Origin of the sequence: Micromonospora chokoriensis (genome assembly GCF_000718555.1) — a bacterium.
Taxonomy (GTDB): Bacteria; Actinomycetota; Actinomycetes; order Mycobacteriales; family Micromonosporaceae; genus Micromonospora; species Micromonospora chokoriensis_B.
The window spans coordinates 48,708-59,209 of record NZ_JOAN01000028.1; the positions used below are offsets into that span (position 1 = coordinate 48,708).

Genomic DNA, 10,502 nt, shown 5'->3' on the forward strand with positions numbered 1-10,502 from the left:
TCGGGCAGACCGGCCCGGGCACGATCAGCGACCGCCGGGCGGTCGGGAAACGAAGGCGCAACCCATGAGTGAGGCGAGTGTCGCCGTCCACGCCGACGCCGATCTGCTGGCGCAGGCGGTGGCGGCCCGGCTGCTGGTGAAGCTGCTCGACGCCCAGGCCGACCGGGGTGAAGCCTCGGTGGTGCTCACCGGAGGTCGGGTTGCCGCGGCCGTGTACCGGGCGGTGGCGACGCTGCCGGCGCGCGACGCGGTGGACTGGTCCCGGGTCGACGTGTGGTGGGGCGACGAACGGTTCCTGCCCGCCGGTGATCCGGACCGCAACGAGACCCAGGCCCGAGCCGCCCTGCTCGACGTGGTGCCGCTGGACCCGGCCCGGGTGCACGCGATGCCAGCGTCGGACGGCCCGGCCGGCAACGACCCCGAGGCGGCGGCCGCCGCGTACGCGCAGGAGTTGGCGCGCGCCGCTCGACCCGGGCACGCCACGCTGCCGCACTTCGACGTGCTGATGCTGGGCGTCGGCGAGGACGGCCACGTGGCCTCGGTCTTCCCCGAGCACCCGGTGAGCTACGAGACCCGGCCGGTCAGCGCGGTGCGGGGCAGCCCCAAGCCGCCGCCGACGCGGACCACCCTCACCCTGGCGGCGATCAACACCGCCGAGGAGGTCTGGCTGGTGGCCGCCGGCGCCGACAAGGCTCGCGCGGTGGGTATGGCGTTGGCCGGCGCCGGGCCGGTGCAGTTGCCGGCCGCCGGTGTACGCGGCGTGGACCGCACCCGCTGGTTGCTGGACCGGGCGGCGGCAGTGGACGTGCCGGCCCGGCTGCGCAGCCTGCGCTGAGCGTGCGGAGGAGCCCGCTACTCGCCGCGCCGACGGCGTAGCGCGGCGAGCGCCTCGGCGAGCAGGGCTTCCCCCTCCTCGGCGGTGCGCCGCTCCTTCACGTACGCCAGGTGGCTCTTGAACGGTTCGGCGCGGACCCGGCCCGGCGGGTTCTGGGCGTCCCGGCCGGCGGGCAGGCCGCAGCGGGTGCAGTCCCACAGGGGCGGCGGCTCGACGTCCGCAGCGATCCGGATGTCGATCCGGTGGTCGTTGCGGCACCAGTAGGTGACGTCCTGTCGGGGGGCGGGTTGGTGCCGCTCGTCCGGGCGCATTGGTGCGGACCCGACTCGGGCTCCCCGGATAACGTTGCCATTCGGCACGGCTGCTCGCTCCTGTCGTCGGAGGGGACCCGCCGTCTTCGGGGGTGGAGCGGCGGGCGACGCGGTGCAGCGGAGAAAAGCCTGCGCGCGGCCCGTCGAGTGACGAACCGCGCGCAGATTGTACGACTTACTGAGCCTGCTCAGGTGCCGCTGTTCATTTGGAGGCGCAGCCAGAGCCCGAGCCCGATGATGGCGGCGAACCAGACGACGCTCACCAGAATGGTGTAGCGGTCCAGGTTTTTCTCCGCGACCGAGGAGCCGGCGAGGCTGGAGCTGACGCCACCGCCGAACATGCTCGACAAACCGCCGCCCTTGCCGCGGTGCAGCAGGATCAGCATGGTGAGCAGAATGCTCGTGATGACCAGCAACACGATCAACGTGTATGCGAACCAGATCGGCATGGCTGGGGTCAGTTCCTCTCGTAGCGATCCTCGCCCGGTCTGATCGGGCACGGCGGCACCGACCGGTGGACGGGCGGTGTCAAGGATACCGAGCGATCAGCGGGCGAGGTGCTCCGGGAACCGGCAGATCTGAGCGAATTCCTCCGCGTCCAGGCTGGCGCCCCCCACCAGGCCCCCGTCGACGTCCGGCTGGGCCATGATCGAGGCGACGTTGGACGCCTTGACCGAGCCGCCGTAGAGGACCCGGACCTGGTCGGCGGTCTCCTGGTCGAAGCGCTCCGCCAGTCGCTGGCGCACCGCCCCACAGACCTCCTGGGCGTCCTCCGGGGTCGCGGTCTTGCCCGTGCCGATCGCCCAGACCGGCTCGTACGCGATCACGACCTGCCGCACCTGCTCCGCGGTGAGCCCGGCGAGGCCCCCGTCGAGCTGGTCGGCGCAGTGCGCCACGTGGGTGCCCTGCTCGCGGACGTCCAGCCCCTCCCCCACGCACAGGATCGGCGTCAGGCCGTGCGTCAACGCCGCCTTGACCTTGGCGTTGACCAGCGCGTCGTCCTCGTTGTGGTAGGCCCGCCGCTCGGAGTGCCCGACCACCACGTACGTGCAGCCGAGCTTCGCCAGCAGCGGCCCGGAGATATCCCCGGTGTACGCGCCAGACGCGTGCGGGGAGAGGTCCTGCCCGCCGTAGCCGATCAGCAGCTTGTCCCCGTCCACCGCGGTCTGCACGGTGCGCAGGTCGGTGAAGGGCGGCAGCACGACCGTCTCGACGGCGGTGAGCTGCTTCTCGGTGAGGCTCGCCGCCAGCTTCTGCACCAGCAGGTTGGCCTCGAGGTGGTTGAGGTTCATCTTCCAGTTGCCGGCCATCAACGGCCGGCGGGTGGTGCTCGACATTCAGTTCTCCAGGGCCGCGATACCGGGGAGGGTCTTGCCCTCGAGATATTCCAGGGAGGCGCCACCGCCGGTGGAGATGTGATTGAAATCAGTCTCGTCCAGCCGCAACGCACGGACCGCCGCTGCACTGTCACCGCCGCCGACGACGCTGAACGCGTCGGCCTTGGTGATCGCCTCGGCGATCCCCCGGGTGCCCGCCGCGAAGGCCGGCATCTCGAACACGCCCATCGGGCCGTTCCAGAAGATCGTCTTAGCCTGGGACAGCGCGGCGCTGAAGCCAGCCACCGTCTCCGGCCCGACGTCGAGGCCGAGCCGGTGGCTCGGGATGCCGTCGACCCGGACCGTGTCGTGCGCGGCGTCCGGAGCGAACGCGTCCGCGACGACCACGTCGACCGGGAGCATGATCTTGCCGTTGGCCCGCTCCAGCAGGTTGCGGCAGGTCTCGACCATGTCCTTCTCCAGCAGCGAGGTGCCCACCTCCAGGCCCTGGGCCTTGAGGAAGGTGAAGCACATGCCGCCGCCGATGAGCAGCCGATCGACAGTGGGCAGCAACGCCTCGATCACGGCAAGCTTGTCGGACACCTTCGACCCACCGAGCACCACCACGTACGGGCGCTCCGGGTTACCGGTGAGCTTGGAGAGGACCTCGACCTCACGCAGCACCAGCCGACCCGCGACGTGCGGCAGCCGGGCCGGCACGTCGAAGACGCTCGCGTGCTTGCGGTGCACCGCACCGAACGCGTCGTCCACATACGCGTCGCCGAACGCGGCGAGCTGGTCGGCGAACGCGCCCCGCTCGGCCTCGTCCTTGCTGGTCTCACCGGCGTTGAAGCGCAGGTTCTCCAACAGGGCGACCTGGCCGTCGGCCAGGTCAGCGACGGTGGAGCGGGCGGAATCACCGACGGTGTCGGTGGCGAAGCGCACCGGCGCGCCGAGCAGCTCACCGAGCCGCCCGGCGACCGGGCCCAGGCTGAACTGCGGGTCCGGAGCGCCCTTCGGGCGGCCCAGGTGCGAGCAGACGACAACCTTCGCGCCGGCCTCGACCAGCGCGCCGAGCGTCGGCAGCACCGCGCGGATCCGGCCATCATCGGTGATGGCACCGGTCTGCTTGTCGAGCGGGACGTTCAGGTCGGCGCGCACCAGCACGCGCCGACCCGACACCCCCTCGGCGAGCAGGTCGTCGAGGGTCCGGATGCTCACAGCGACGAACCGACCAGCTTGACGAGGTCGACCAGGCGGTTGGAGTAGCCCCACTCGTTGTCGTACCAGCCGACGACCTTGACCTGGTTGCCGACGACCTTGGTCAGCGGCGCGTCGAAGATGCACGACGCCGGGTCGGTCACGATGTCCGAGGAGACGATCGGGTCCTCGTTGTAGACCAGGATGCCCTTGAGCGGGCCATCCGCAGCGGCCTTCAGCGCGGCGTTGACCTCGTCCACGGTGGTCTCACGAGCCACGTTCACGGTGAGGTCGGTGACCGAGCCGGTCGGGATCGGCACCCGCAGGGCGTACCCGTCGAGCTTGCCCTTGAGGTCCGGCAGGACCAGGCCGATCGCCTTGGCGGCACCGGTCGAGGTCGGCACGATGTTCAGCGCGGCGGCGCGGGCCCGACGCAGATCCGAGTGCGGCGCGTCCTGCAGGTTCTGGTCCTGGGTGTACGCGTGGATCGTCGTCATCAGACCGTGCTGGATGCCGAACGTGTCGTGCAGAACCTTCGCCATCGGGGCGAGGCAGTTGGTGGTGCACGAAGCGTTGGAGATGATGGTGTGCTTCGCCGGGTCGTAGGTGTCGTGGTTGACACCCATTACGACGGTGACGTCCTCGTTCTTCGCCGGGGCGGAGATGATGACCTTCTTGGCCCCGCCGTCGACGTGCGCCTTGGCCTTGGTGGCGTCGGTGAAGAAGCCGGTCGACTCGATGACGACGTCGGCGCCGACCTCGCCCCACGGCAGCTTCGACGGGTCCTTCTCGGCGTACGCCTTGATGGTCTTGCCACCGACGGTGATCTCGTCGGCGGTGGCCTTGACCTCGTACGGCAGGCGACCGAGGATGCTGTCGTACTTGAGCAGGTGGGCGAGCGTGGCGTTGTCGGTCAGGTCGTTCACCGCCACGACCTCGATGTCGGCGTCAGACGCCAGCACTGCCCGGAAGAAGTTACGGCCGATTCGGCCAAAGCCGTTGATGCCAACCCGGATGGTCACAGGTCCCATCTCCTCGCGTTCTGGTCCGCCGGCTTCAGACAACGGGCCGGCGGGAATGGTGTGCGCCGACCGTTGGAGCCGGCCGTCGACGGTTCATCTCGGCCACCCCGCCGCGCGGTCTGAGGACCTGACCGCCCGAGGCGGTGGGCACGACGAGAAGTGCCGGTGTCGGCCCCCTTGCCGTACTCAGCGACCATATCCGAGCGTGCGAGACCACGCCGCGCCGGGTCGTGCCCCGGACGCACCGTGCGGCCCCACCGTCCTATCAGACCACGAGCATGTCGGGCGTGACTGCCGCTTCCGTATCCGGGATGCCGAGGTCGCGGGCTCGCTTGTCGGCCAACGCCAGCAGTCGGCGGATCCGGCCGGCGATGGCGTCCTTGGTCAGCGGGGGGTCGGCCAGCGCGCCCAACTCCTCCAACGACGCCTGCCGGTGCTCCAGGCGCAGCCGCCCGGCGTCGGTCAGGTGGTTGGGCGCCTCCTCGGCGAGGATCTCCAGCGCACGGGTGACCCGGGCGGCGGCGGCGACCGCCGCGCGCGCCGAGCGGCGCAGGTTGGCGTCGTCGAAGTTGGCGAGCCGGTTGGCGGTGGCCCGCACCTCGCGGCGTACCCGACGCTCCTCCCACGCCAGCACGCTGGAGTGCGCGCCGATCCGGGTGAGCAGCGCGGCGATCGCGTCGCCGTCCTTGACGACCACCCGGTCCACCCCGCGTACCTCGCGGTTCTTGGCGGTGATGCCGATGCGCCGGGCCGCGCCGACCAGCGCCAGCGCCGACTCCGGCCCCGGGCAGGTGATCTCCAGGGCGCTGGAGCGGCCGGGCTCGGTGAGCGAGCCGTGCGCCATGAACGCGCCCCGCCACGCGGAGACCGCGCAGCAGACGTTGGCCGCCACCACGTGCGGGGGCAGCCCCCGCACCGGGCGGCCCCGCACGTCGAGCAGGCCGGTCTGCCGCGCGAGGGCCTCGCCGTCCTTGACCACGCGCACGATGAAGTGGCTGCCCTTGCGCAGCCCGCCGGAGGCCAGCACGTGGATCTCGCTGGGGTACCCGTAGACCTCGGCGATCTCCCGGCGCAACCGCCGGGCCACCGCCCCGGTGTCCAGTTCGGCCTCCACCACCACGCGGCCGGAGACGATGTGCAGCCCACCAGCGAAGCGCAGCAGCGCGGCCATCTCCGCCCGCCGACAGCAGGGCTTGGGCACGTCGACCCGACTCAGCTCGTCCTTGACCGCGGCCGTCATCGCCATTGTGCGTCCCCTCACGGACCTGTTCCGGCGTGTCGCCGGAGATTACGTACGTGTCTAACGATCGGAGCCCAGGACAGGCACCAGCGCGGCGCCCAGGGCAGCCGGATCATGGCGGGGAGTGCCGTCGACGACGGCGACGGGGGCGAGGACCAGGCGGGCACCCAGCGATTCTGCCGCACGTTCGACCGGTTCGGGGTCACCCACCGCCTTGGCATCGGCGAGCACAAGATCCACCTTGAGCTCGGGCAGGTACCAGTGCAGAGCCGCGAGATGGTCGGCCACGGAGAGCCCGAGGGTCTCCTTCTCGGCGGCGAGGTTCAACGTGACCAGCCGCCGAGCCGAGGTGGACACGATCGCGTCGGCCAACTGCGGCACCAGCAGGTGCGGCAGCACGCTGGTGTACCAGCTGCCCGGCCCGAAGATCAACCAATCGGCCGCCCGGATCGCCTCGATGGCCTCGGCGCAGGCCGGCGGGGCGCCCGGGGTGAGGCGCAGCGACTCGACCCGCCCGGTGGTGACGGCCACCTGGTGCTGGCCACTCACCGTGCGCACCTCGTCGGGGGCGGCCGGGTCGACACCGCGTACCCGCGCCTCGATGCCGACCGGCTGGCGGGACATCGGCAACACCCGGCCCACCGTGCCGAGCATCGCGCCGGCGTGCTCCAGCGCGGCCACCGGGTCACCGAGCAGCTCCATGAGACCGCAGAGCACCAGGTTGCCCACCGCGTGCCCGGTCAGACCGTCGACGCCGGCTGACGCCCCGTCGGTGCCGCGCCGGGCGTCGGCGAAGCGATGTTGGAACAGCGCGGCGCTACGCCGGGTGGCCGGGTGATCCCCGGCCAACGCCACCAGCGCCTGACGTAGATCCCCCGGGGGCAGGCCACCCCGCTCAGCTCGCAGTCGACCACTGGAGCCCCCGTCGTCACCCACCGTCACCACTGCGGTGATGTCGAGGTCGAGTTCCGGAGCGCAGTGGCGCAGCGCGCGCAGCGAGGCGGAGAGGCCGTGCCCGCCTCCGAACGCCACCACCCGCCGGGCCGTCATTCCCGCCCCAGATCGCGGTGCTGGGCGTTCGCCGCCAGCCCGGAGTGGCGCAGTCGGCTGGCCAACTCCTCGGAGATGGCCACACTGCGGTGCTTGCCGCCGGTGCAGCCCACGGCGACGGTCAGGTACCGCTTGCCCTCCCGCTCGAAGCCGGTCGTGGTGGCGTTGACCAGGTCGGCGTACGAGGCGACGAAGGCGTCCGCGCCCTCCTGGCCCAGCACGTACGCGCTGACCGCCTCCTCCCGCCCGGTGTGCTCACGCAGCTCCGGCACCCAGTACGGGTTGGGCAGGAAGCGGGCGTCCAGCACGAAATCGGCGTCCGGCGGCAGGCCGTACTTGAAGCCGAACGACAGCACGGTCACCCGCAGCCGGCGGGCGTCCTCGCCGCCGAACAGCTCCTCGATGCGCCGCCGGAGCTGGTTGACGTTCAGGTGGCTGGTGTCGATGATCACGTCGGCTTGGTCGCGCGCCTCCTCGAGCAGGCCGCGCTCCACGGCGATGCCGTCGGCCAGCCGCCCGTCGCCCTGCAACGGGTGCGACCGGCGAACGCTCTCGAACCGCCGGATCAGCACCTCGTCGTCGGCGTCGACGAAGACCACCCGGGGCGAGAACCCGCGCTCCTTGAGCTCCCGGATCGCCCCGGCCAGGTCGGTGGAGAAGGCCCGCGACCGCACGTCCAGCACCATCGCGGTACGCCGGGCCGCCCCGCCCGCCTTGAACGCCAGCTCGGCCATGTCCAGCATCAAGGCCTGCGGCAGGTTGTCCACGACGTAGTAGCCGACGTTCTCCAACGCCCGGGCGACAGTGCTGCGGCCACCCCCGGAGACGCCGGTGACCACCACCAGGGTGGTCTCCGACTCGGGCGTCAACTGCTCGTCATCGGCGGCCGGGCCGTCGATCCGGTCACCGGCTGTGCGCGCCTCGCTCACCCGTACCCCCAAGCCGTGGCGCCGCGGCCGCCCTCGGCCGCGATTGGTCAATCAGCGACTCTATCCCGCCGCCGGGTCGAGGCCGGGCACCCGTGGCCGAGCGGCGGCTGCGGACCGTTCGACGGTCGCCCTCCCGACAGCCACCCACCCTTGATAACGATCAGTAGTTGTCAATACGCTCACCGTGATCGTCGCAGGTCAAACCGACACCTGGAGGGCGCGATGCACGACCTGGCGGACAAGAACAAATACGTCGGCTTCCTGTTCATGCGGATCAACCCCGAGTACTTCGCTCTCGGCCGCGAGGGCATCCACGAGGTCTCCGCCGAGCACGCCCGCGACCTGGGCCGCTTCGCCAAGCAGCTCACCCACGTCGTCTGCACCGGGGTGAACGGCAAGTACGACCAGGTCACCATGGTCGAGGCCGACACCCTCGAAGAGATCAACGCGGCGGCCACCGCCTTCCGGATGGGCAACAAGGCCCGCTACATCGAGATCGTCGACATCGTGGTCGGGATGAAGGCCCCGCCGCGCGGCCTGGCCAACCGATCCAGCCAGCCCGGCTGACCGCGTCGCCCGGCGCACCCCACCGCTCGGGTGCGCCGGGCGGGCGCTGTCCGGGTGGGCTCGTAGACTCCCCGGATGGCTTCTCCCACCGACCTGCGTACCGCCTCCGGCGCCCTGGACGTGCTGGGCCGGGTCTTCGGCTACGACGCGTTCCGTGGTTTCCAGCAGGACGTGATCGACCATGTGGTCGCTGGCGGCGACGCGCTGGTGTTGATGCCCACCGGTGGCGGCAAGTCGCTGTGCTACCAGATCCCCGCCCTGGTCCGCGAGGGCGTCGCGGTCGTCGTGTCCCCGCTGATCGCGCTCATGCAGGACCAGGTGGACGCCCTCACCGCGGTCGGCGTACGCGCCGGCTTCCTCAACTCGACCCAGACCCTGGACGCCCGACGGCGGGTCGAGGCGGCCTTCGTCGCCGGCGAGTTGGACCTGCTCTACCTGGCCCCCGAAGCGCTCGGCGTCCGGTCCACCCTCGCCCTGCTGGACCGGGGGCGCATCTCCCTGTTCGCGATCGACGAGGCGCACTGCGTGTCCCAGTGGGGGCACGACTTCCGCCCCGACTACCTGGCGCTGTCGATGCTGCACGAGCGGTGGCCCGAGGTGCCCCGGATCGCGCTCACCGCCACCGCGACGAGCGCCACCCGTACCGAGATCGCGACCCGGCTCAACCTCGACGACGCCCGGCACTTCGTGGCCAGCTTCGACCGGCCCAACATCCAGTACCGGATCGTGCCCAAGCGGGAGCCCCGCAAGCAGTTGCTGACCCTGCTGCGCGACGAGCACCCGGGCGACGCCGGCATCGTCTACTGCCTGTCCCGGGCCTCGGTCGACAAGACCGCGGAGTTCCTTACCGCCAACGGGGTCGCCGCGCTGCCCTACCACGCCGGGTTGGACGCGGGCACCCGCGCTCGCAACCAGCAGCGTTTCCTGCGCGAAGACGGCCTGGTCATGGTCGCCACCATCGCCTTCGGCATGGGCATCGACAAACCCGACGTCCGGTTCGTCGCCCACCTCGACCTGCCCAAGTCGGTCGAGGGCTACTACCAGGAGACCGGCCGTGCCGGCCGCGACGGCCTGCCCTCCACCGCCTGGCTGGCGTACGGGCTGCAGGACGTGGTCCAGCAACGCAAGATGATCGAGACGTCCGACGGTGACCTCGCCCACCGCCGCAACCTCGCCGCCCACCTGGACGCGATGCTCGCCCTCTGCGAGACGGTGCGCTGCCGGCGGGTCCAACTGCTCGAATACTTCGGCGAGACGTCGACGGCCGCCTGCGGCAACTGCGACACCTGCCTCACCCCACCGGAGTCCTGGGACGGCACCGTCGCCGCCCAGAAGTTGCTCTCCGCCATCTTCCGGCTCGACCGCGAACGCAACCAGCGCTTCGGTGCCGGGCACTGCATAGACATCCTGCTCGGCAAGCAGACCGACAAGATCAGCCAGTACGGTCACGACTCGCTGACCGTCTTCGGCATCGGCTCCGAGCTCAGTGAGGCCGAGTGGCGGGGCGTGGTCCGACAACTGCTCGCCGAAGGGCTGCTCGCCGTGGAGGGCGACTACGGCACGCTGGCGCTCACCGACGCGAGCGCCGACGTCCTCGGTCGCCGCCGCACGGTCACCATGCGCCGCGAGCCGGAGAAGCCCGCATCGAGCCGCTCGTCGAAGCCGCGCGGCTCGGCCACCGTCGTGGCCGAGCTGACCCCGGCCGCCGCGTCGCTGTTCGAGCGGCTGCGCGGCTGGCGGGCGGCAACCGCCAAAGAGCAGGGCGTCCCGGCGTACGTGATCTTCCACGACGCCACCCTGCGACAGATCGCCAGCGACGCGCCCAGCACGCTCGCCGAGCTGTCCCGCGTCAGCGGGGTCGGCGAGAACAAACTCGCCAAGTACGGCGAGCAAATCCTGACTGTCCTCGCCACCGACTGAGTACGCGCATGCCGAAGGGCCGGGCCCCGTGGTGGGGTCCGGCCCTTCGATTGCGTGTGGGTCAGCTGGTGGAGTAGCCGCGGGTGGCGATCCAGTCGGCGAGGTGCTCGAC

At 71.2% G+C, this 10,502-nt stretch carries 11 protein-coding genes; 3 read left to right on the plus strand and 8 right to left on the minus strand.

The window, feature by feature from the left end:
* Positions 1 to 64: 64 nt before the first annotated feature.
* Positions 65 to 835, plus strand: coding sequence for a 6-phosphogluconolactonase (gene pgl, locus IF46_RS0129000; RefSeq protein WP_030491577.1), 771 nt, complete (start codon positions 65 to 67; stop codon positions 833 to 835).
* A 17-nt stretch (positions 836 to 852) separates the two neighbouring features.
* Here pgl and IF46_RS0129005 read toward each other — a convergent pair whose 3' ends face one another.
* The 8 genes from IF46_RS0129005 to rapZ form a co-directional block, all read right to left on the minus strand.
* Positions 853 to 1,194, minus strand: a complete 342-nt coding sequence (locus IF46_RS0129005) for an RNA polymerase-binding protein RbpA (protein ID WP_030491578.1) — start codon at positions 1,192 to 1,194, stop codon at positions 853 to 855.
* A 140-nt stretch (positions 1,195 to 1,334) separates the two neighbouring features.
* On the minus strand, positions 1,335 to 1,595 hold the full coding sequence (gene secG / locus IF46_RS0129010; protein WP_030491579.1) for a preprotein translocase subunit SecG: 261 nt from the start codon (positions 1,593 to 1,595) through the stop codon (positions 1,335 to 1,337).
* Positions 1,596 to 1,691: 96 nt separating this feature from the next.
* On the minus strand, positions 1,692 to 2,483 hold the full coding sequence (gene tpiA / locus IF46_RS0129015) for a triose-phosphate isomerase (protein ID WP_030491580.1): 792 nt from the start codon (positions 2,481 to 2,483) through the stop codon (positions 1,692 to 1,694).
* Positions 2,484 to 3,683 carry a phosphoglycerate kinase gene (locus tag IF46_RS0129020; RefSeq protein WP_030491581.1) on the minus strand — a complete coding sequence of 400 codons (1,200 nt, stop codon included), beginning with the start codon at positions 3,681 to 3,683 and terminating at the stop codon, positions 2,484 to 2,486. It abuts the gene before it with no gap.
* Positions 3,680 to 4,684, minus strand: coding sequence for a type I glyceraldehyde-3-phosphate dehydrogenase (gene gap / locus IF46_RS0129025; protein ID WP_030491582.1), 1,005 nt, complete (start codon positions 4,682 to 4,684; stop codon positions 3,680 to 3,682). The genes IF46_RS0129020 and gap overlap by 4 nt, the downstream gene beginning before the upstream one ends.
* A gap of 265 nt (positions 4,685 to 4,949) precedes the next feature.
* Positions 4,950 to 5,930, minus strand: a complete 981-nt coding sequence (gene whiA, locus IF46_RS0129030) for a DNA-binding protein WhiA (RefSeq protein ID WP_030491583.1) — start codon at positions 5,928 to 5,930, stop codon at positions 4,950 to 4,952.
* A gap of 54 nt (positions 5,931 to 5,984) precedes the next feature.
* Positions 5,985 to 6,974: a gluconeogenesis factor YvcK family protein gene (locus IF46_RS0129035; RefSeq protein ID WP_030491584.1), complete on the minus strand. Its 990-nt coding sequence runs from the start codon at positions 6,972 to 6,974 to the stop codon at positions 5,985 to 5,987.
* Positions 6,971 to 7,873, minus strand: a complete 903-nt coding sequence (rapZ, locus tag IF46_RS0129040) for an RNase adapter RapZ (RefSeq protein WP_051724249.1) — start codon at positions 7,871 to 7,873, stop codon at positions 6,971 to 6,973. The genes IF46_RS0129035 and rapZ overlap by 4 nt, the downstream gene beginning before the upstream one ends.
* Positions 7,874 to 8,125: 252 nt before the next feature.
* On the opposite strand from rapZ, the gene IF46_RS0129045 reads away from it, so the two are divergent.
* Together IF46_RS0129045 and recQ are read left to right on the plus strand one after the other, a co-directional pair.
* On the plus strand, positions 8,126 to 8,470 hold the full coding sequence (locus IF46_RS0129045; protein WP_030491586.1) for a hypothetical protein: 345 nt from the start codon (positions 8,126 to 8,128) through the stop codon (positions 8,468 to 8,470).
* Between the two features lie 75 nt (positions 8,471 to 8,545).
* Positions 8,546 to 10,390: a DNA helicase RecQ gene (gene recQ / locus IF46_RS0129050; RefSeq protein WP_030491587.1), complete on the plus strand. Its 1,845-nt coding sequence runs from the start codon at positions 8,546 to 8,548 to the stop codon at positions 10,388 to 10,390.
* Positions 10,391 to 10,502: the final 112 nt, after the last annotated feature.

Excerpts from the sequence above, each read along its gene's own strand:
- pgl (WP_030491577.1), top strand. The coding sequence starts at position 65 with ATGAGTGAGGCGAGTGTCGCCGTCCACGCCGACGCCGATCTGCTGGCG.
- secG (WP_030491579.1), bottom strand. The coding sequence starts at position 1,595 with ATGCCGATCTGGTTCGCATACACGTTGATCGTGTTGCTGGTCATCACG.
- tpiA (WP_030491580.1), bottom strand. The coding sequence starts at position 2,483 with ATGTCGAGCACCACCCGCCGGCCGTTGATGGCCGGCAACTGGAAGATG.
- whiA (WP_030491583.1), bottom strand. The coding sequence starts at position 5,930 with ATGGCGATGACGGCCGCGGTCAAGGACGAGCTGAGTCGGGTCGACGTG.
- IF46_RS0129035 (WP_030491584.1), bottom strand. The coding sequence starts at position 6,974 with ATGACGGCCCGGCGGGTGGTGGCGTTCGGAGGCGGGCACGGCCTCTCC.
- IF46_RS0129045 (WP_030491586.1), top strand. The coding sequence starts at position 8,126 with ATGCACGACCTGGCGGACAAGAACAAATACGTCGGCTTCCTGTTCATG.
- recQ (WP_030491587.1), top strand. The coding sequence starts at position 8,546 with ATGGCTTCTCCCACCGACCTGCGTACCGCCTCCGGCGCCCTGGACGTG.